This window comes from Meiothermus sp., from assembly GCF_037443965.1.
In the GTDB taxonomy this organism is placed as follows: domain Bacteria; phylum Deinococcota; class Deinococci; order Deinococcales; family Thermaceae; genus Meiothermus.
Genome location: NZ_JBBINI010000027.1, coordinates 1 through 20,792, shown reverse-complemented (window position 1 = coordinate 20,792; position 20,792 = coordinate 1). Strand labels below are relative to the sequence as shown.

Sequence of the window (20,792 nt, the reverse complement as noted above, 5' to 3'; positions counted from 1 at the left end):
ACGAACGCAACCGACACTCTAAACCGGGCATTTCATGGCCTCCACAGGCGCTGCAAAAACCTGGCGGATATCAGGAGCAAAGCCCCGCCCAGAACCAGCAGCAAGAGCCTGTCCCAACGCACCACCCGGTATTCGACGTAGAAATTGTTGGCCTGGTCGAGCCGCACTTGCCAGGTATAGGTACGGCCCTCCTGCCCATCGGCATTGTGCTGGCTGGCTGTAAACGGCGTTTGCAGCGAGAGGGATAGCCTGGGTAGCAGGGAACTGGCAAAGAGCGAGAAGATAGGGGCTGCCGGTATCAAGCTGGCCAGCACAGGATTGGGCTGGCCCAGGCGGACATCCAGCCGGTAATTTTCGAGCAGCCACCAGCCCGTCCGCGTGAGGTTGAAACGCTCTTCTAGGAAAGCGTTGGTACCCAGGGTGGTACCGTCCGCATGGGCGATCCTGCGGGTAGCGATGGTCTTGTTCCCCTCGAGGCGAACCTGCCAGCCCTGGGCTTGGAGCTGTTTTACGAAGTCGGCTAGTAGTTCTCTGCTTTGTGGCTGACCTTGGGGCTCGGTGAGGGTTAGGGTCTGGATCACACTGCCGCCGGGTGTGACCTCGAGCTTGAGGTTGGCCTCGAAGCAAGCCGACAGCAGCGCACTGAGGGCCAAAAGCAAAAGCCCTCTAGCCCAGGCCGACATAGCGCCCGCCCCTACCACTTTAGAAATTCACGCTGGGAACCTGGCGGGTGGCTTCATCGGTCTCGAAGAAGGGTTTAGCCCGTTTGCCCAGGGGCTGAGCCACAAACATACCGGGGATGGTGGTAACGGTGTTGTTGAAATCCAGTACGGTGTCGTTGAAGAACTGGCGGGAGTAGGCGATTTTGTTTTCGGTCTCCTCGAGCTGGCCTTGCAACTCGCGGAAGTTGGCGTCGGCCTTGAGCTCGGGATAGGCCTCGGCAATGGCAAACACGCTGCGCAGCGCCTGGGTTAGCTGGTTCGACGCCGCCGATTTTTCCTCGATGCTTCCAGCCGAGAGCATCCGCTCCCTGGCCTGGGTCACCCGGTCGAAAACCCCGGTCTCGTGGGCGGCATAGCCTTTGACGGTATTGACCAGGTTGGGAATCAGATCGTTGCGGCGCTTGAGCTGCACGTCTACCTGAGAAAGCGCGTTATTGACACGGTTTTCCAGGGTGATGATGCGGTTGTAGTAGAAGATGAAGATGGCTACCAGCAGTAGAACCAGAATCAGCAGGACTTCCATAGTCTAGGCCTCCTTGTCCACTATTATCACGCCAGGGTGCGTCGTGCATCCTTACCGGGCTCCACTGGAACCCCCACCTCCGGAGGAACCCCCCCTCGAGCTGCCCCCGAACCCCCCGCCCGAGCCACTGGACGAGGGCTTGAGGGCGCGCTCGAGGCTCTCTAGGTTGCGGGTGATCTGCTCGAGGCCCCCGGTCATCTGGCTAATCTGCCGCAGCATGTCGCCGCTGGAGGCCATCGCGTTGGAGGCCTGGCCCAGGCCCTGCCCCGGAATCCAGCGCGGCACGGCGATCAGATCAGGCCGCTTCTGGGCGATTTGGCGCAGGTTCCGCAAGTAGCGCTCGGCCACCCCCAGCGCCGCAGCGTAGATGAAGTGGTAATCCCACATCTTGAAGTGCTCAGCAGGGGCCGACTCCATCTGTGAAAAGTCGGCCAGGAAGTTGCGGTAGGCTTGCCATCGCTTGGCATTGAGCAGTTTGTCCGGCATCCAGCGGGCCAGGACGTTGAGCGCCAGCAGACCCAGGGCCATCAGACCAACGCCGCTCAAAAAACCGCTGGCCATCAAAACCCCTACCCAGATAGCCCCACCGAGGTTATCGAGCAGAATAGGCCCGAGAATAAGCGACAGCAGCAGGAACAAAAAGCCCAGCCCCAACAGCCAACCCCCCCAGTAGAGCGCGACCCGCCCACTCCGGGCATCGAGCAGCTTGCCGTGGGCTGCTTCGTAGACGGCCCTAGGACGGTGGCTCATGCGCGCGAGCAGACTGGGATTGCGCTGGAAGTAGTTCTTGAGTTCCTCGGGCCGTACCACCCCATCCTTGCCCGCAGCGGCCCGGAGCAGGTTCCAGACCTCGGTTTCCAGTCCGGTGGCATTCTCGGGGGGAGCCACCAGTTTGAAATGGGTCTCGACGCCGCCAAACAGCCCAAACAAGCCCGGATTCTCATGGAGGATGAGTTCCACCGAGCCCCGGCGGGCAAAATCCAGTAAGGTGGCCGAGATCATCCGACCCAGCATGGAGTGCCCAGGGTCGCCTTGGGTCATCACGTACGGCACCATGCCCGGCGGAATCTCCTCGGCAGGTTCGCGGTAATAGCGCCCCACCTCTTCCGTGGGCGGCTCGGCGCCAAAACGCTGGTAGGCCCGTAGGAAGAGGCCAAATAGAACCACCAGCAACCCCAGCGGCAAAAGAGCCAGCCCCCAGGCCCAGCCGGGAACCCGCTGGTTTTCGATTAGCTGGCGGGAGCGCTCGCGAAAGGTGCGGGTCTCCTCCTCGGTCTCTTGCAGCCACTGCTCGAAGCGGGGCTGGTTTAGGGTGAGGGTATTGAACACCCTCGAGGCCAGAATTACCCTCGAGCGCACGAACTCATCCTGGCTGACGGGCGCAATCTGCACCGTGGCCACCTGCTTGGCCTCGTCGAACTCGAGGGTTCCAATCCGCCCCCGCCCGGTGAAGATGAATACCCGGAATCGCTCGGGCACGGCCTGCGGCGCATGCAGCCGTAGCACATAGGCGCCCACCGCCGCGTGTTCGGGCTCCAGGACTTGCCGGTCAAAGAGGGCAGCATCGCTGGCCACGGTGATCTCGCCCGTGAGGGTGTAGCTGATACGAAAAATGCGGCTTTGATTCTCGGCCAGCACCGGCAGGTTACCCGAGCGGTCGGGAGGGCCTGCGGTGATGCTGATGCGGTTGCCCTGTACTTCGTACCGTATGGGCCGCCCATCGTCGAGGGCGCTGGCTTCCTCAAAACGCACCTGTCCCCCCGGACGGGGGTCAATTTCCAGAAAAACCTCACGGTAGGCTCCCTCAAAACGCCAGGTGCGGACATCCACCACCCGCACCCGTCCATCGGGTTGTAGATACACGTCCTGCTCGACCCGCTCGAGGGAATAACTCCTCGCCCAGGCCATCCCCCACAAGGCCAGCACCAGCAGCCCCCAGCGAAGCAGCTTCACCCTACCAGCCTAACCCCAAACGCCGCTCGGCGCCATGCCGGAATAAAAATCGGTACGCCCAAGATAGGGTTTTCTCAAAGCTTGCAGCTATACAAAACCGCGCAAACGACGCAACATCGGGCATTAAAACCCCATCATTCCAAGGCGTAGTGGGCCGAGGCATCTGTTGGGGTGCGCTCGAGAAAATCGCCGACGTCCGTGCACTATCAGATTCCCGTCGGAATGACAGGTGTCGGGTGAGGGAGCTCGAGGATTCCTGTATGGGATCCTTAGGCGCAGGTTCTGCGCCATCCTTCCCTAAGCGCGACAATACCGATGCTGCCCTATTCATATTCCTCGCCTTCGTTGTACAGTGGCACAGACGGTGAAAGTATGTTTGAACCAGGGCTCTTGAAAGACAAGGTGGTGTTGGTAACAGGGGGCGGTACCGGGCTGGGCCGCTCAATGAGCACGCGCTTTTTGGAACTCGGGGCCAAGGTGGCCATTACCAGCCGCCGGGTCGAGACCATCGCGCAGGCCGCTCAGGAGATGATGCAACAGACCGGAGGAGAGGTATTCGCTACACCGGTGGATGTGCGTGATCCCGAAGCCGTAAAGACCATGGTAGATGCGGTGGGGGCCCATTTTGGCCGGATTGACGTGCTGCTCAACAACGCCGCGGGCAACTTTATTTCACCCACCGAACGGCTTTCCTACCGGGCCTTCGATGCCGTGCTCAACATCGTGCTGCACGGTACGGTGTACTGCACTCTGGAAGTGGGCAAGCGCTGGATTGCCAAAGGACAGAAAGGAACCATACTCAACATCGCTACCACCTACGCCCAGACCGGCTCGGGGTATGTGGTGCCCTCGGCCACCGCCAAGGCCGGGGTGGTGACCCTGACCAAATCGCTGGCCGCGGAGTGGGGCAAGTACGGCATCCGCCTCAACGCCATCGCGCCGGGGCCTTTCCCCACCGAGGGAGCCTGGACGCGCCTGATGCCCACCCCGGAAATTGCCCAGATGTTCGAGAAGAAGATTCCCCTGGGGCGGGTGGGCCAGCACATCGAACTCGCCAACCTGGCTGCGTATTTAATCTCGGACTATGCCGGTTTTATCACCGGCGATGTTATTACCATTGACGGGGGCGAGACAGTCTGGAACGCCGGGGAGTTCAACGTGCTGGACGCGGTGACCAAGGAGCAGTGGGATATGCTCGAGGCCTTGCGTAAAAAGAGCTGACCTTTCGATATGCTCTGAGCGTGGCACAATAGAAGCGTGGAACTGATTCAACCATACATCGGCCAGCTCACCTTTGGAGGGTTGGCAGGTTTCGCCGTAGGCTATGCCATCAAGACTGTGGGGCGTTGGGTGGCCATTATTCTGGGCCTGATCTTTGTGGTGGTGCAGGTGCTGGCCTCGATGGGCTACATCGCCGTAGACTGGACGCGCATCCAGCGCGATGTGGAGCCTTTGCTGCAACAGGATCAGATCAAGGGCGCCTGGGATGCTTTGGTTCGGGTGCTCACCACCAACCTGCCCTTCGGAGGGGCCTTTGTGGCGGGTTTGCTGCTGGGCCTGCGGCGGGGCTAGGCGTACTTGGTGCGGAGCAAATGGGCGCGGCTGGCGAGTTCTGACAGCCGGTTCAGGTCAACCCCCGTAACCTGGCCTTGCTGGGCCAGGTAAGGCAAGACCTGCTCGGTGGCCAGGTTACCCACCAGGTCGTCGCCGGCAAACGGACAGCCGCCAATCCCGCCCAGGGCCCCCTCGAGCCAGCCCACCCCAAACGCCAAGGCCACCCGCACCTTGTCGAGGGTGTGCTCCGGGCGGCTGTGCAGGTGCAGTCCCAGGCGCTCGTCCAGCCCGCCGGCCTGGGCCACGGCTTCCAGGGTCTGGGCGATGGTCTGGGCCGAGGCCACCCCGTAGGTGTCGGCCAGCACGATGCCCGCAAGCCCAGGTTGTTGCTTTAGCCGCTGCACGAACTGCGCCGTCAGGCCCGGTGTCCAGACATCGCCGTAGGGGTTGCCAAAGGCCATGGAGAGGTAGACCACAAACCTGAGCCCCTGGGCCCCTTCCACCAGTTGCGCCAGCACCGGCCAGGACTCCTCAATCCCCAGGTTGAGGTTTTTGCGCTGGAAGGTCTCGGAGATGGAAAAGGGGTAGCCCACCGTGGTGAGGTGGGCGGCCTGTCGGGCCCGCTCGAGGCCCTTCAGGTTGCCGATAATAGCCAGGTACTCCCGCCCTTGTGGTGCAGGCAGGGCGGCCAGCACCGCCTCGGCATCGGCGTGCTGGGGCACCCATTTGGGCGATACAAAGCTGGTTAGGTCGAGGCTGGTAAAACCGGCCTCGAGCAGCCCCAGCAGATAGCCCACCTTTTCTTCGGTCGGGATGAACCGGGCAAAACCCTGCCAGGAGTCCCGTGGACACTCCACCCACTTCACAGTTCCTCACTATACCGAGCCAAGCCCTCCGGCTGTACCACGTAGAGTTCGCCCCAGAGCGGAAAGCCCTGCCGGAAGACATCGCGCAGGATTTCGCGCATCAGCTCGGGGTCAATCACGCCGGGGCGCAACACGATGCGCGGAAAGCTCAGGGGAAAGCGCACGGGGTCGGAAAAGTCCAGGTCGAGCGTGACCAGCACGTAATTGTGACGTTCGGCGTAGTCGTACAACACCTGATCGGAGCGCCCCGTAAGGCCTACCTCCCGTGCTGTGACTACCTCGTGGCCTTCGCCAATCAGCCACCACAGCACCCGTTGGGGTATGTTTTCGTCGAGCAGAATCCGCATTATTCTTCGTGCAGGGCAATCCACTCGTAGTTGGCCGAGCGTGCCCCATAGAGCAGCGCAGCCTGGATATCCTGGCGGGTCAGCTCCGGCCACTGCAAGAGAACCTCTTCAATGGACATTTGCGAAGCCAGGGCTTCTAAAATCATGTACACCGCGATGCGGGTTCCTTTTAGGCGCGGCCTGCCACGCAGAATATCGGGGTTGGAGCTGATACGGGAGAGGAGTTCGCTGCGAACCTTTGCGCTCAGCTTCATAAATAACCTCCCTCGAGGCGGCCTCTTTGGGTACAAGGGCTTGAGGTTCAGGAACTTTTGCCCAGGTACTTAGCGAAGATACCATGCAGCCTTGCCAGAGAAAATCATTGCTTTAGAGGGCTGCATACTTCATTCTAGCCGGTTGTGGTGGAGCTGGGGTGCTGAAATTACCTTTGCTGCTGGGTGTAGAGCCGTTTCAGGAACAACATTTGCGCTTGATGGCCGGCTTCATGGCGGGTCAGGTGATACAACACCCATTCCGGTGTCACATCGTAGGGTTCGTAGCGGCGAGGGCGGCGGAAATCCTCCGGGCTCATGGTCTGGTAGCTTTTGAGCAGCAGGTCGCGCACGTAATCGAGCAAATGCAGGTGCTCCACCAGCGGCTTGCCCAGGATGGGCACCAAGCGGCGATCCTGCTCGGAGACCCAGAAGCCTGGGGCGAAATACTGCTGCAAATCGGCGGGTAATTGCTGGCCTTCTTTGCCGAGCATATCTTCATACAGCCAGGAGATTTCGGTGGCGGCTAGGTGATAAAGCAGGGTTCCGATACTGTTGGCAAAGCCGTCGGGCAAATAGTCTAGGTGGGCTTGGGCCAGATCTTCGACGATTTGCTTGGTGCGGGTACGGGTGTCTTGTAAGGCCCAAATCCATACCGCGATCGCTTCGGGTAGCTGGGGTTCGGGCTGTATGACCAACGGACGTTTGCTCACGGCAGTTCTCTATACCAGTAGGCTTCAATGGTCTCGAGCTGCCCATCTTCGTCGAGCGAAAAGGTCAAGTCCCATTCCCCTTGTACATAGGTCAGCCAGGGGTCTTCGGGATCGAGTTCTTCGCCCTCCGGTAGAGTGGGCTCGCCGAAGAGGGCGATTAGATCGGCGCGGGTGGTGTAGGGGTCAGGCTGAGGGGTTGCAGGCCATTGACAAACTGGCCGCGGTAGGCCTCGTAGCCAACAGGGTCGCTGTGTTTGAGGAAAAACGTGTAGCCGAGAATAGTGTTGTCCTGGAATTCGATGGCCAGACCATAGGGGGCGTACTCGAGGATACTATCTTCCAGATAGCGCGCTTTGCGTCCCCCGAAGCGGTTAGCCAGCCTTTCAAACCAGCCTGGTCGAGAACGCTCGGTAGGAACTTCCTCCCCCAGAAAAGCCAGTCTGGCAATATCCTCACCAATGGCGATCCCGTTGAGTTTCCAGCCATCAAAATCGAAAGTAGGCGTGGAAGGATTCATGGGGCTATCATAGCGAACAGTGGGTGGGGTATCTTCAAGCAACCTTGTGCACTAGAGCGTTCATTATGCTCTGATAACTTAATTTCTGGGATGTATTCAACCCCTCAACGACCCGAGAGTTGCGCCGAACATTTCGCTTCGGGGATCTCATCACAAATCCATCCTTAGCTCACCAAACCACTTGGCCACAGAAGTATTGAGGCCGTATTAGGTGCTTATTTATGATTGATCTACTTCGGTTTTTACGAGATTAATCACCCCTCGAGCCTGTTTAGTCCGGTTTTGCATCGCACTATAGAACTCTGACAAGTAGAACATTAACATGCACCCGCAATGAGTGCCAATTGGGGCTGTGCTAACATATACCCGTGCGTCTTTACCGCATCGGCCTGTTCACCGACGCCTACTTGCCAGGGCCAAACGGGGTTGCAACCAGCGTTTATTTGCTCAAACGTGAGCTACGTCGCATGGGGCATGAGGCCTGGGTACTGGCCCCGGAGATGCCAGATGCCGATCCGCGCGAGGAATGGGTGGTGCGGGTGCCCAGCGTGGCCTATCCTTTCTTCGAAAACCAGCGCCTGGCCATGCCCAGCAGCCGCTTGCTGCCAACCGAGTTTGAGATTTTCCACACCCATACCCCACTGTTTATTGGCATCTGGGGTGCCCGGCTGGCTTACCGCAACCGCCTGCCCCATGTTTCGACTTTTCACACCCACCTGGAAAAATACGCCCACTACATCCCTGGCGTGGCGATGCTGGATAAATACGTTGGAATCATGCAAAAAGTCTGTCAAGCATTCTACAACCGTGCCGACGTAGTTATTGCCCCCACCGACCCCGTCAAGAAGCTAGCCGAAAGTTACGAGATCGAGCGGGAGATCAAGGTAATTCCAACGGGTATAGACACCGACATCTTGCAGGCTGCCCCCGATCCGATATCGCCCTGGCCTTCCGGCAAACGCCGCTTGCTGCATGTGGGACGGCTGGGCAAGGAAAAAAGTGTGGATGTGGTCATTCGTGCCCTGGCCGAGATCCGCAAGGAATCGGACGCCCACCTGGCACTGGTGGGCATGGGGCCCGATCGAGAGGAGCTGACCCAACTGGCCTACCAACTGGGCGTGGGTGAGCATATTACCTTCGTGGGGCCGGTGCCGTATGAGAAAATTGGCGGTTATTATCGCATGGCCGAGTTATTTTTGTTTGCCAGCGAGACTGAGACCCAGGGACTGGTGATCTGGGAGGCTCAGGCTGTAGGTGTACCGGTGGTGGCGGTAGGAGCCGAAGGCGCTTTGCAAGGGGTAGAGGTGGGCAGCAGCGGTTACCTGGTGCAGCCTCGAGACCACCGAACCATGGCCGAGCGGGCACTGGAACTATTGCACGATGAGAACCTTCGGCAACGCTTTAGTGACGGAGCCCGCAAATTCGCCGACCAGCGAACTGCCCGTCGCGTAGCCGAGCAGATTGTAGCCATCTACGACGAGGCTACCCGCCTGGTGGAAATTGAACCACGCCGCCTCAAGATTCCTTTCCCTCGCCTGCCACAAGGTAGCCTCACCAATTTGCGCTAAAGTCAGCAAGCTGTTTTTCAGAACGGCTCAACAAGTCTAAACTCAACATCCGCGGAGCCAAGGTAGCCCACTCCAATGTGGTGACCGACTGTCCACATCTGGCTGCAGTGGGTATGGTGCTTTATGGACACCTCGGGCGCTTCGCCAAATAAACCGAGTTTTGGTTGGGCAAGAGTCTAAAGCTTCTCAAAGCGTAGCCTTCAGTGCGACTTTTTTGATTCTTGCATCGAAGGAAGTTCGGTCAATAAGGTAAAAACGTAGACATTATACGCATTCCTACTCCCTTCGATCGGCTTGAATCCTTCACCTCTGACTGCGTCCAACGGTGAAGTATTCAAGCGGAACTGGTATTACTCAGATTTGCATATGGTTGATTGTTTTCTCGAGAGGGGGCCGAAAATCCAGTTTTGCGCCAAGTTCAATCTTTGCAGAGGAATTGGGCCGCGCTTAGAGCCGATAGCTTGAAGAATCTCGTCCAGCACGATTTCCCAAAAAATCCGATTCTGACCGAGATGTTCTTGTTGGTGCCAATCTGGAATTTCCATCCAAACGGCACTTCGGTGTTGAGGTCAAACTCCTGGTCGGGGTATCCCATCCCAAACCCCGATTCGTCAGATTTTGATTCTAGAAGCGGAAGGTAAAGCCTAAACCGAACTTAATCCCATCATTGCGGGAACCATCCCCCACACCGGTAGCCAGGTCAAAGGTCAGATCGGCCCCAATGGGGCGAATGGTGTAGCCGAAGGAGAGCTCGGGCCTTGGTTGAGGGAAGATTTCGCTGCTAAAGCGCAGGCGGTAATCACCTTGCTGATACTCGGCAAAGATGGTCTGGTAGCCCCGCAAGTCTACGGTGTAGGCAAAGAACAGCTCGGGCAACAGGTAACGCCCAATAGTGAAACGGGTTTCTTCGATGGTACCTCCGTTGAGCGCGGGGATTTCAACCCGAACCTGATCTAAGCCCAGGGCTTTGGCCAGTTCGCGCTCGAGCTGCCCCACGATGAAGTTTTGCACCGCCGCTTGCAGGCCGGTCTGGGCAATATCGGCGGGCAGCGCCGAGAGGTCGGAGCGGCCCAGCAGCAGCAGGGCATAGATCTCGGCGTCGGTATAGGGCTGACCGTCGTTCTTGCGGGCGATTTCATTGTTGAACCGGGCTACAAAGGTGGGGGTAAGGTTGACCTTGATGCGTCCGTTCTGCCTGAGAAACTCACCCTTGAGGGTCAGGTTGATCTGGATGCGCCGGTTGTCCTGACCCCGGTCCTGCACCTGGGTATCGGCCACGATTTGCAGATCGGGCAGGATGCCCGCTGCAGGGCTGAAGCGGGCATAGCTACGTTCGTCCGGCAGGCGATCCCGAATGGTGAAATCGCGATCCCATAGCTTAAAGTTGCCCCGCAGCGGCACCACTTCGCCGGAGAGGAAGGGGTTGGTGAAATCCCCGTTGAGGAAAAGCTCGCCCGCCAGTTCGCCTTGGGCCAGCGACTCTTGAATCAGCACCCCCCGCTCGGCCAGGATCCGGATATTGCTGAACTCCACCGACACCGCACTGGCCGCACGACTGGCCCCCGGCTCCGGGGGGGGCGTAATGGCGACCTCGCGCTGGCCTTCCGGCAGGCCCAGCCGGGCCCGGATCACATCGGCAGAACCCTGGACAATGTAGGCCCCGCGCTGGTAGCGCAGGATCAGGTTGGTATCGAGCAAGCCCTCGAGCAAGAAATACTGCGGATAGCTGACCGGCACCTGCCCCTGCAAGGCCAGGATAAGCTGGGGGAAAACTGTACCCGCCAGACGGGCATTCTGGCGCTCGAGCTGAACATCCAGGGTGTAGGCTGGGTAGCCAAAAGTCAGGACAAAGGGCTCCTTGGGACTCAGCAAGGGGAGATCGGCGGTGCCTTTGGCCCGAATGGTGAAGTTGCTGAGGTTGCCCTCACCCGACAGTTCGGCCTCGGCGGGATAGGGTACCGTCAGTTTGAGCCTTCCCTCGGCGCTGGCGGTCTCGCCCACCCGGAGCACCGCCCGGGGGGTCTCGGCCCGGATCGGCCCCAGTCTAAAGTTGAAGTTCTCCAGGGTCAGGTCGAAGGCCTGCCCGTTGGAAGCCAGCCTAAGCGTGCCGCTGCCCTCGGGGGTGAGGGGTTTGAGGTTGGGGATTACCTGCAGAACCGGCGTAAAGGAGGTGTTCTCGAGGTTCAGTCGAAGATTGCTGCCTTGCCGCCCGTAATAACCCGAGCCGCTCCAGGTTCCCTTGCCCGAAAGGGCCAGTTGGTCTATGTACAACCGCTCCTGCTCGAAGCGCAAGGCGGCGGTGCCCACCAGGGTATCGCCCCCGCCCTGGAAGCGCAGGTACTCCCCCACCCAGATGCCTTTGGAGGCCCAGGGGTTGCGGGTGTTGAAGCTGAAGGTGGTCTGGCCTGTCCAGAAAGCTTGCCCGGCCAGATCGCCCGCCCAGGTGGAAAAAAGCCAGTGCAAAGGGAAGGAAGCCGCACTGGCTTCGCCGCTCAGGATGCCATTTTCCAGCCTGACTTTGGCCGTGGTGCGGTTGGAGCCCAGAGCGCCGTTCTCACCCAGCGTGCCCTGATGGCCGGTGCGTTCGAAGCTGAGTTCTGCCTGTAGGAGGCCGTTGCTCAGTTGGCCCTTGGCCTGGGTTGCCAGGGCCAGATCGTCGCCCCTGACCCGCAGGGCCGGGCTTTGCAGGTTGAACTCGAGCTGCCCCAGGTTGTAGTCCAGTGATCCGGTAGCCCGCCCGGTAATAAAGGGCAGGCGGCTGCTGACCTGCGGAACTTCCTCGAGGGCCAGATTGCTAAAACCCGCACGGGCCCGGAGCCCCTCGCGGGCCAGACGGGCCTCGACTTCCAAACGCCCGAGGTCGCCGGCCAGGGTGCCCTGGGCCGAGAGGGTTTCCTTGCCTTCGACCTCGAGTTCGAGTCGGCTGGCCAGGAGTTCCAGGGGCAGGTTGATGCGCAGGCTGCCCTGCCAGTCCCCCTGGCCCGAGTAATTCATCTGACCGTCAAGCCAGGGCCCCTTGGCGCTGAGTTTGGCCTCGAGCAGACGCCCCTCAGCCTCGATCTGCTGCTTTTGTTCGGGGTCGCGGTACAGCAGTTTCCAGCCCCCATCGAGGCCAATCTGCCCGGTCAAGGAGCCGCTTTGCCAGGGCAGCCACTCGGTTGCGGGGTGCACCACGCGGAGGTTGGCCTGCTGCCCGGCCCCCTCGAGGGTCAAACCCAGTCCGTAGGCCGTGAGGTTGAGCTCACCGCTGAGCTTCCCCTGCTTGAACGCAAGTTCACCCGAACCCAGTTCGGGTGCCGAGAGACGTACTGCATAGCTTTTCAAATCCAGCCCTGCCACCAAGCGCCCCCCGGCAAAGGGATAGACCGCCTCGAGCTCGGGCCCCTGGCCCCGCACCTCGACGTTTCGCACATCCAGTTCCCCCGAAGCGCTGCGCTCGGAGAGATTAATCATCAGGCTGCTGGCCCGGCGGGTGCTGGCTGGGGTGGGGCTATCCAGGCTCTCGCGGTTGGGAGCCACCTGCAACATGGGATAGCGCAGGCGCAAGGCCAGGCCCAGGACATCGCCCTCGAGCATGGGGATTCCGGTGCCGGAGAGCTCGAGGCTCCCCTCGCGAAAGCGCAGCCGCCCCGCCCAGGCCGGGCCATAACTCACCGTACCCGCCAGGTCGCCGCTCAAGCTGGCCTGCAGGCGGTTTTGCAGCCAGGCAGCCTGCACCGCCCCCCTGCGGCCCAAAGCCTCCCAGTCCAGGGTGCTTTCCAGCCCGCTCCAGGGCCCGGCCACCTGGCCGCTCAGGCGCAGGCCGCTCAGGTTGTAGTCCTGCAGGCGGGCCTCGAGCCGCTCGGGGGTGAGGGTGGCTTCCAGCCCCGGTGCGCGGAGGCGCAGGCGGGTGTCCTGCCCCTCGAGACTGGCGGTTTGGCCTGCAATCTGATAGCGGCCCACCACCCACTGTCCGGGGTATGTGCCTCTGGCCTCGAGGCTGCCCAAACCGCGCGGCAAGGCCCCCACATACGACCAGTTAACCTGCAAAGGACTCAGCCGCAAGCGCCCAGTGAGGGGGGCTAGCTCGTCCAGGCCGCGCAGCTCGATCTCGCTGCCCTGGGCCAGAAGCTGCACCGCTCCCCATTCCGGCACCTGCACCCGTCCGCTGCCCCGCAAGGCCAGGGGGGCAGCATCGAGTTCAAAACGCCCCTCCACGCTCGCCGGGGTGTTCTGGGCTGGATAGGGGCCTTTGAGGCTGGCCTCGAGCGCCCAGCGGGTGGGCTGGCCCCAGCCCTCGCGCAGACGCCCGTTCAGGCTCCCCTGCCAGCCTTCGCGGCCCTCGAGCGCCACCCGGCCCTCGTCCAGACGGGCCTGCCCCACCAGCCGTCCGCCGGGTAAGGGAAGGTCGAGCTGCAACAACCCGCTGGGCGCATTCCCCGCCCAACGGGCCGTGCCGGCGGCGTAGGGGCCATCGAGCTGCAACTGCACCTGCCGGTCGTAGCGCAGGTCAAAACGCTGCTGCTCATAGCGGCCCCGAAGCTGTACCTGTAGCCCCGCCGGGAAGGCTGTCCCGCTGGCCTCGAGGTTGGGGCCGCTCAGGGTGAGGGGCAGGCGCAGGCTTTCCCAGGGCCCCTCGCCCTGGGTCTGGAGGCGGATGGGCAGGCCCACGAAGGGCTCGAGGTCGCTGTCCACGCGAAGCCGGAGGATGCCCTGCGCCAGTCGGGCCGACAGCCCCGCCCCTTCGGCCTGGGCCCAGAGTGCAGCCGGCAGGCCGTTGGACGGCCCTGCTGTATCGGAGGATGAACCCCAGGGGGCTTCCACCCCGTAGCCAAAGCGCAACGCCACCTCGGCTCCCCGCCCCGCCAGGCTGCCCTCGCCCAGCAAGACCGGGGCCCACAGGGTGCCGCTCAGGGCCCCACGGGCCTTGAGGGTGTTCGCGGCCAGGGTACGGGTATAGCCGATCTGGCCACCCAGGTCGCCCCGGCGGTTGGTGCGGGCTTCCACGTAGGCCTCGTAGGCGGTTCCGCGGGCCACCAGACTGGCCCCCTCGCCCCGCAGTTCCAGGGCGATCTGCTCGCCACGGGCCTGCATCTGTCCAGTAAAAGCCTCGTCGGTGAGGGCCATGCTGCCCGAGAGGGCGAACAAGCGTCCCGCCAGCTCGAGGTTCCCCTGCCCCGCCAAGCGCACCTGCTCGGGGCTGGCCGCCTGACCCTGGGCTTCGACCCGCATGGGAGCCGCCCAGGCCAGCGTCCAGCGGGCCCCTTCGCCGCTGAGCCGCAGCGGGCCGCTTTGCCGCAGGTACTGCAGGCTCGAGAGCCGCCCACTGGCCTGGTAGCGGCTCCCCACGCTCGAAAGCTCCAGGCTGGCCTGGGCATAGGGGCTCTCGAGCTGCACCTGCGCCAGCCCCCGGTTTTGCTGGAGGGCGTAGCTGCCCTGGGCCTGTAGTTGGAGGGCCGGGGCCTGGGCCTCCAGGGTGAACTCCGGACGCAGGCGCGGCCCGGTAATCTGGGCCTCCACGTCGAGCCCTTCCACCCGGTAGGCCAGCCGGCCCCTGAGCTGTTCCCCCAGCTCGAGCCGGCCCTCCAGGTTACCGAGCCCGATTACCTGGGGATTCTGGCCGGGCTCGAGCTCCACCAAAGCCCCCACCCGGTAGGCCGGAAGGAAAGCTGAAAGAGAGCGGTCTTTGTAATCGAGTGCCACCTGCTGGCCGTATACCTGCAACGCCCCTTCCAGCTCGCCCGCGGGTGCAAGGATGGCCGCACCGCTACGGGATAAAACCTCCGCCAGGTCGAGGCGGCCCCGCAGCCGACCCTGCACCTCGACGTTCCATAGGCGGGCCAGGGGGGCGGTCTCGAGGTCGAAGACCGCCTGCTTTTGGGCAAGCTGCACCCGCCCTTCCGGCAGCTCGAGGGTGGCTCGCAACCGCTCCAGGTCGGCGCCTTCGGCCTGTAGGGTGGCACTTAGGGGAAGGCCGGCATAGGTGGTACGCAGACTGCCCCGCACCGAGAGGCTCTGGCCTTCCAGGCTACCCTGCAACACCCCCTGTCGCTCGAGCAGCCGGTAGGGCCAGTTGACCCGGCCCACGTAGGACAGGCCCTTTCCCTCGAGCTCCAGCGGCCCTTCCAGCTTCCAGGTCTGGGCCAGTACGTCCGCGCTCAGCCGCCAGTTCTGAGGCTCCAGGTAGGGCAAGCTGTAGCGCCCTTGGCCTTGGGCCTCGAGGTTGTTCCACGGCCCCCGCACCTCGACCGTGCCGCTCACATAGGGCAAACGCAGACTTCCGCGCAAAGCGATAGCCTCGGTACCGACCACACCACGCGCTGTTCCGTAGGGACTCTGGGCCTCGAGGTTAGCCGGCCCCAACAGGCCCGAGCCGCTTAACTGGGCCCGTCCGTAAGGGGTGTCCAGGCTGAGACGCCCCCCACGCTCCGACCAGCTGCCCTTGAGGGTCCCGGGCAGTCCCCAGCCGCGCAGGTCATAGTCACTGGCAATAACCCGCAGGCGCAGCCCGTCCAGCGGTTTTCCAGCCACCAGACGATAATCGCCGGCCAGGGTAAGGCGACCGTTCTGCAAACGCCCAGCGTAGCTCAGGGTGCTGCCGCGCCCCCTGAACTCCAGCGCCCCCTCGAGCCTGGGCACCTGCAGCCGCCCTTGGTAAGACAGACCCAACAAATCGGCCTGACCCCGCAACTGGCCTGCGTACCCGGCATAATTCAGGCTGCCACGCACCGATAGGTCGCGCCAGGCCCCTTCCCCGTTTAGGGTTCCGTAGGGGGTACGCAGTTCTAGGCTTCCGCGCTCGAGATTGCCCCGGGCCTCCAGGCTGCCGGGCTCGCGATTAATCAAAATCGGCAAAGTACCCTCGAAGGGAAAGCCCGCCTGTAGCGCCACCTGCCCCCCCGGCCAGCGCACCTCGGTGCGGCTCACCTCAAGGGGTACCACCGGCACCTCCACCAACCCCGCCAGGGGTAGGGTCAGGCGGCCCCTGAGCGCGGTGGTGGGCCAGACCGGGCCAGAAAGTTGGGCATAGCCATCGGCGGTGGCCCACAGCGTGGCTCCGCGTCCCTCCACGGTGCCACTCAGCCAGGGGGTGTCAAAACGCACCTCGCCCTTATAGAGCGAGCCCTGCAAACCCAGATTGGATTCCAGGCGAATCTGCTGTCCTAGCTCGAGCGGCCCCCGCAGCAGCAACCCGTTGGTTCCGTCGGCGGTGATGCGCAGGGTCTCGAGTTGGGCTTTAAGTCCCGCGCTGTCCGCGGTTCCGCTGAGGAGCAAGACCCGGAAAGGGGAACGCACCTCGCCACGGTAGCGGGTGGCCAGATCATAGAGTTCTCCGTCTACGCCCACCCGCTCACCCTGCAGGTTCCAGTTGCCTGAGAGCTTGCCCTCCGCGTAGCGTAGATCGCCGGAGAGCTTCAAGGCCTCCAGAATCTGCAGGGGCAGGTCGCGTACCCCCAGGGTAAACACCCCGTTGCGGTACTGCCCGCTGGCCCAGCGGTTGGATAGTCGCCAGGTTTGTCCGTCCTGCTGCACCGCAATGGGAAAGCGGGTGTAGGGTGAGTCGTAGTTCAAATTGCCGCTAAAACGCCCGGCCTTGAGGGCAGCCTGGCCCGTGAGCTGGCCCACCAGCAGTTCCAATCCCAAAAGCTGCATTTGCAGGTCGTCCCAGGTGCCGCTCAGATTCACCGCCCCCAGCCGACCCTGTACCCCAGAACCCTGTCCCTGCAAGGTGCCCGACAGGCTGAAAGGTTTGGCGGTGGGCAGATTGACGTTTTCCGACTGCACCCCCAGGCTCCAGCGTGGCCCGGTACTGGAAAAGCTCACCCCGGCCTCTCCCAGCAGAGGGCGTGGCCAGACCAGGGTACCTTCGGCTTGGGTGTTTGAACCTTTTCCCACCAGGCGCAGGCTGCTGCTTAGTGAGTCGCGTAGCGTGACGGTGTACTCGTCGGTATTGCGCAGGGCCACGTTGGCCTGAAAGGTTCGATCAAAAAAAGCCCCGTCTACTACGGTATCCAGGCGGAATTTCTTGTCGAAGGCCAGGGTTCCTTCGTAGGTCAGGGGTTCGTTTAGAAGGCGGCCTTGGCCACTGTATCGCCCATCAATCACGATGTTTTGCCAGCCCCGGCCCTCCAACACCAGCGGCCCTCCCCCACTGACCGGCAGCTGCAAGCCAAAGTTTTTAGCAAGTGCAGGCAAGGTGGGGTTTCCCTCGACCCTAAAGCGGTACTCCTGGTTTTGCAGATCCACCGTGGCCGAACCCTTGAGGGGGCCCTCCAGGCCACGCCCCACCAAGTTGGCCGTGACCATCTGCCCATCAAAATCGGCGCTGCCAAAAATATCGGTGAGGGTAAAGCCGACGATTTTGACGGTGGCGTTTTTGATCTGGTTCTTTCCCAGAATGCCATTCTTGACCCTGGGGCCAATGATCCAGGTACCCTCGAGCTCGCCCGACTCAAAGCCATCAAACCAGTAGCGAGCAGCCCGCAAGTCGCCTTTGGCCTCGATCTGCCAGGCCTCAAACTCGCGCCCAGTGCGCTGAACCGTACCCCTGAGTTTTCCATCGGGCAACGCCACCGAAACCTGATAGGGGCCACTGCCGCGCACGGTAGCACGCAGGGTGGGCAAAAAAAACTTCTGGCTCTGCTCAATCTGCACACCCACGCGGTTGAGTACCATCTCGTCTACTCGCAACTGAATAGGGGCGGGGGCACTAGGTTGCCGCTGCTGTGGAATAATGGAGTCCCATCGCAAAAAAACATCGCCCTCTTCGGCCAGAATTCGCAAAGGCAGCTCGCGGCGTTGGAGGCTTAGCAGGTTATAGCCAATGCGCACACGCTGGGCCTCCACCCGGAGCCCGTTCCCCTCCAGTTCAACCCCCCGCAGCTCAATCCCACCCAGCAAGTAGCCCCCTACTGCCTGCCAGTGTCCAGTGAAATTGGCCGCCTTGAGCCCTTCTTGTAAGGCATAGTTGATGAGCGGGGGAAACGCCGGGAGCCCCACCAGCAGGAGGAGCAAAATTACTGGAATCCAGCGCCAAAACCGCACGTGCTCAGTCTAGCCCATAACTCTGAGTGGAATCTAGGAAAAACCCATCGGTAGCCAATCAAATCTAGCTTTTGGGAAGAAAATTTAGTCCAAGTCCAAAACGAGGTGCTCTTTAGCAAAAGTTTAGAGCGGTCTTTAGAAAGGATGGCACCATCGCAGTCATAACATGTGCTTTTCCAGGCTTATTTTTGCCTCTGCACGAAAACGATAAGAGACGCAATACAGACAAGGGTGGGCCGCGAGCGACCCACGGGTGCTTGGGATTCGAGTTTCCAAGCGGCAAAACAGTGAAGACCGCAATAATTCGTTGTAGATTGAAGACGTGCAGCGAATTACGGTATTGGTTAGCGGACAGGTGCAAGGGGTGGGCTATCGCTATTTCACCCGCAAGAAAGCCTTTGAGCTGGGTCTGTCGGGTTACGCCGAGAACCTCTCAGATGGACGGGTAGAGGTAGTGGCCGAGGGCGAAAAGGCCGACCTCGAGCACCTGATCCACCACCTGCGCCAGGGGCCCAGGGGGGCTCGAGTAGACCAGGTAGACGTACAGTGGAGCGAAGCCACCGGCCTCAAGGGATTTCAAACTTTCTGAGGCAAAATCAATCGGCGGAAGCCGGGACGGCCACTTGCGGTTCTGCTAGAACGTAGGCCCAGGCTGCTGGGCGCACCCCTTGCGCCAGCAACGCCTCGGCCACGGCCTGCTTGAGCTCGGTCAGGCCCTGCCCCCGCACCGCTGAAACCGGAAAGCCGCCCAGGCGCTCTTTGAGAAACTCGAGGTCATACCCCCCTGCTGCATCGGCTTTGGAGAGCACCAAGACGCGCCGGGCCTCTACCTCGAGGTCGGCCAACAGGTCTTCCACCACCTGATAGCGCTCCAGCGCTCCTTCCTGCGAAGCGTCCAGCACGTGTAGCAGCACATCAGCATCGCGCAGCTCTTCTAGGGTGGAGCGAAAGGCCTCGAGCAAATCGCCTGGCATATGCCGAATAAAGCCCACCGTATCGGTAAACAGCACCTCGCCAATACTGGGCATGAAACCCCGGCGGGTGAGGGGGCGCAAGGTGGCAAAAAGCTTGTTCTCCCCTTCGTCGCCCTTTTTAGCCAGGGCGTGCATCAGGGTGGTCTTGCCGGCGTTGGTGTAGCCCACCACCCCCACGATGGGTAGTCCCGACTTGTCGCGCTGCCGACGGGTTTCCTGACGGCGAGTCGCGATTTCTCGGAGCTTGCGGGTAAGCTCGGCGATGCGGTCTTGCAGGCGGCGCCGGTCCACTTCCAGCTTGGTCTCCCCTGGCCCCCGGGTTCCGATACCACCCCCCAGACGCGACAACTCTTTGCCCTTACCCACCAAGCGGGGCAGCAGGTACTTGAGCTGGGCCAGCTCGACCTGCACCTTGGCCTCGGGGGTGCGGGCGTGCTGGGCGAAGATGTCCAGAATGAGCTGGGTGCGATCCAGCACCTTGAGGCCGGTAATGGTTTCCAGTTCGCGGGCCTGGGCCGCGCTGAGGTCAATACCGAAGATGAGGGTGCCGGCGTTCTGGTGGTAGGCGTGGGAGACCAGCTCCTCCACCTTACCGCGCCCAACTGCATAGCGCGGGTCGAGGCTGGGGCGGAAGACCAGTTCTTCGTAGGCCACCACCGCCCCCGCAGTGCGGGCCAGCTCGGCCAGTTCGGCCAGGTCTACCTCGGCCTGCACACCTTCGCCTTGATCTATGCCTACCAGCACTGCTCGTTCACCGGAGCCATCTTTGAGATCGAGTCCCCTGGCTTGGCGCGAGAGTTCTTCTTCTAGCGCGGCAACCGCCAACGTCACGTCCCAGTCAAGATAGTCGTGATAGGGCTTGGGAGCGAAAATCTGCCAATCTTCCTCGTCTGCCTTAGGCGGGGAGAGCTGGGCCAGGTGCAGCCTGCCGGGGTGGCCCTGCTCGACCTCGAGGGCCGCCATGGCATCCAGGCGGTGCAAAAACAGCACCGAGAGATCGGGGCGCGAAAGCCCCCCCGAACCCAGGTGGGTGTGCAGGATGCGATACCCGGAGAGCCGGGTCTCCACCAGGGCCCTCTCGGGCACCGGCAGCTCTTTGGCATCCCCCACCGCCACCCGCATCACTCGACCGCCCCGGTCGAGGAGCAGGCTAATGGGCTTGCCCAACTCCCCCGACAAAGCCGCCAGGGTACGGGCCAGCTCGGCGGTAAGCAGGCGGTTGGCCCCTACACGGCGGTTGTACAGGTTGGCAAGGCGCTTCTTTTCGCTGGGTTTCAAACCGTTGGTGCGACCAAAGATTTTCTCCACTAATCTATCACCTAAGCCGAGCAAAAAGACAAACCCGCTCCTTCCACTTTTCGGGCTTCCAGGAGCGCAGTTCGCAGTCTCAACTTGAAGGGTAGTATAGCACCTCTTTTGTCAGGGGAAAATGATAAAGGTCACAACAGGCATTTATCTGCTGCAGACAGTTAGCAACCCGTCGCCTCGCCTCTTGTTCCCCGCTCCTCTCGCGAAAAACTTGGTACGCTGGGGTCTGTGGGAAAATTGAAAGCTGTTTTCTTCGATTTAGACGATACAGTTCTAGAACCAAGGGCTTTCAACCCCTGGGCAGAGTTCAAAAAAAACCACCACCTCGCACCCGATTTACTCATTCCTTCGTGTGCTACCTGCAGTCTACCCTTCCACCCCCGCCATCCTGAGCAGAAGACGGCTGCGGATGAGGTTGTGCACCAGCAGAATCAGGTTCACCCGCGCCAGGAAACCTGCAAACGACCGGGCC

The 20,792-nt window shown here is 61.7% G+C and carries 14 protein-coding genes; 4 read left to right on the top strand and 10 right to left on the bottom strand.

What is annotated here, in order from left to right; genetic code table 11:
- Positions 1–32 precede the first annotated feature (32 nt).
- The 3 genes from WKI89_RS13490 to WKI89_RS13480 are packed head-to-tail and all read right to left on the bottom strand — an operon-like array spanning position 33 to position 3,198.
- Positions 33–683 (bottom strand): hypothetical protein, encoded by a 651-nt coding sequence (locus tag WKI89_RS13490; RefSeq protein ID WP_337870459.1) that lies wholly within the window; start codon positions 681–683, stop codon positions 33–35.
- Positions 684–702: 19 nt separating this feature from the next.
- A complete protein-coding gene (locus tag WKI89_RS13485) occupies positions 703–1,245 on the bottom strand; it encodes a LemA family protein (protein ID WP_337870457.1) in 543 nt (180 codons plus the stop codon).
- Between the two features lie 51 nt (positions 1,246–1,296).
- Positions 1,297–3,198, bottom strand: coding sequence for a DUF2207 domain-containing protein (locus WKI89_RS13480; RefSeq protein WP_337870454.1), 1,902 nt, complete (start codon positions 3,196–3,198; stop codon positions 1,297–1,299).
- 372 nt (positions 3,199–3,570) lie between these two features.
- On the opposite strand from WKI89_RS13480, the gene WKI89_RS13475 reads away from it, so the two are divergent.
- Entirely contained in the window at positions 3,571–4,419 is an 849-nt protein-coding gene (locus WKI89_RS13475) for an SDR family oxidoreductase (RefSeq protein ID WP_337870452.1), read from the top strand.
- A 36-nt stretch (positions 4,420–4,455) separates the two neighbouring features.
- Entirely contained in the window at positions 4,456–4,770 is a 315-nt protein-coding gene (locus WKI89_RS13470) for an FUN14 domain-containing protein (RefSeq protein WP_337870450.1), read from the top strand.
- Here WKI89_RS13470 and WKI89_RS13465 read toward each other — a convergent pair.
- The 5 genes from WKI89_RS13465 to WKI89_RS13445 all read right to left on the bottom strand — a co-directional run bounded on the left by WKI89_RS13465 (position 4,767) and on the right by WKI89_RS13445 (position 7,446).
- Complete coding sequence (locus WKI89_RS13465) at positions 4,767–5,618, bottom strand: hydroxymethylglutaryl-CoA lyase (protein ID WP_337870448.1); 852 nt, start codon at positions 5,616–5,618, stop codon at positions 4,767–4,769. The two genes, WKI89_RS13470 and WKI89_RS13465, sit on opposite strands and share 4 nt — an antisense overlap.
- Positions 5,615–5,965 (bottom strand): DUF5615 family PIN-like protein, encoded by a 351-nt coding sequence (locus tag WKI89_RS13460; protein WP_337870446.1) that lies wholly within the window; start codon positions 5,963–5,965, stop codon positions 5,615–5,617. The genes WKI89_RS13465 and WKI89_RS13460 overlap by 4 nt, the downstream gene beginning before the upstream one ends.
- Complete coding sequence (locus WKI89_RS13455) at positions 5,965–6,219, bottom strand: DUF433 domain-containing protein (protein ID WP_337870444.1); 255 nt, start codon at positions 6,217–6,219, stop codon at positions 5,965–5,967. The genes WKI89_RS13460 and WKI89_RS13455 overlap by 1 nt, the downstream gene beginning before the upstream one ends.
- 167 nt (positions 6,220–6,386) lie before the next feature.
- Positions 6,387–6,929 (bottom strand): DinB family protein, encoded by a 543-nt coding sequence (locus WKI89_RS13450; protein WP_337870442.1) that lies wholly within the window; start codon positions 6,927–6,929, stop codon positions 6,387–6,389.
- A gap of 157 nt (positions 6,930–7,086) precedes the next feature.
- Positions 7,087–7,446 (bottom strand): hypothetical protein, encoded by a 360-nt coding sequence (locus tag WKI89_RS13445; protein ID WP_337870440.1) that lies wholly within the window; start codon positions 7,444–7,446, stop codon positions 7,087–7,089.
- Positions 7,447–7,814: 368 nt separating this feature from the next.
- Here WKI89_RS13445 and WKI89_RS13440 point away from each other — a divergent pair, with 368 nt between their 5' ends.
- Positions 7,815–9,014 carry a glycosyltransferase gene (locus WKI89_RS13440; protein WP_337870438.1) on the top strand — a complete coding sequence of 400 codons (1,200 nt, stop codon included), beginning with the start codon at positions 7,815–7,817 and terminating at the stop codon, positions 9,012–9,014.
- 624 nt (positions 9,015–9,638) lie between these two features.
- Here the strand turns inward: WKI89_RS13440 and WKI89_RS13435 are convergent.
- Positions 9,639–18,038: a translocation/assembly module TamB domain-containing protein gene (locus tag WKI89_RS13435; protein WP_337870435.1), complete on the bottom strand. Its 8,400-nt coding sequence runs from the start codon at positions 18,036–18,038 to the stop codon at positions 9,639–9,641.
- A 322-nt stretch (positions 18,039–18,360) separates the two neighbouring features.
- Between WKI89_RS13435 and WKI89_RS13430 the strand changes: the two genes are divergently transcribed.
- The gene (locus WKI89_RS13430) at positions 18,361–18,627 is read left to right on the top strand and encodes an acylphosphatase (RefSeq protein ID WP_337870434.1); all 267 of its coding nucleotides are present in this window, start codon (positions 18,361–18,363) and stop codon (positions 18,625–18,627) included.
- A 7-nt stretch (positions 18,628–18,634) separates the two neighbouring features.
- Here the strand turns inward: WKI89_RS13430 and hflX are convergent, their stop codons facing one another.
- Complete coding sequence (gene hflX / locus WKI89_RS13425; RefSeq protein ID WP_337870431.1) at positions 18,635–20,320, bottom strand: GTPase HflX; 1,686 nt, start codon at positions 20,318–20,320, stop codon at positions 18,635–18,637.
- Positions 20,321–20,792: the final 472 nt, after the last annotated feature.

Bases quoted from the DNA above. Each gene is read 5' to 3' on its own strand.
- WKI89_RS13490 (WP_337870459.1), bottom strand. From the start codon at position 683: ATGTCGGCCTGGGCTAGAGGGCTTTTGCTTTTGGCCCTCAGTGCGCTG.
- WKI89_RS13445 (WP_337870440.1), bottom strand. From the start codon at position 7,446: ATGAATCCTTCCACGCCTACTTTCGATTTTGATGGCTGGAAACTCAAC.
- WKI89_RS13485 (WP_337870457.1), bottom strand. From the start codon at position 1,245: ATGGAAGTCCTGCTGATTCTGGTTCTACTGCTGGTAGCCATCTTCATC.
- WKI89_RS13455 (WP_337870444.1), bottom strand. From the start codon at position 6,219: ATGAAGCTGAGCGCAAAGGTTCGCAGCGAACTCCTCTCCCGTATCAGC.
- WKI89_RS13460 (WP_337870446.1), bottom strand. From the start codon at position 5,965: ATGCGGATTCTGCTCGACGAAAACATACCCCAACGGGTGCTGTGGTGG.
- WKI89_RS13475 (WP_337870452.1), top strand. From the start codon at position 3,571: ATGTTTGAACCAGGGCTCTTGAAAGACAAGGTGGTGTTGGTAACAGGG.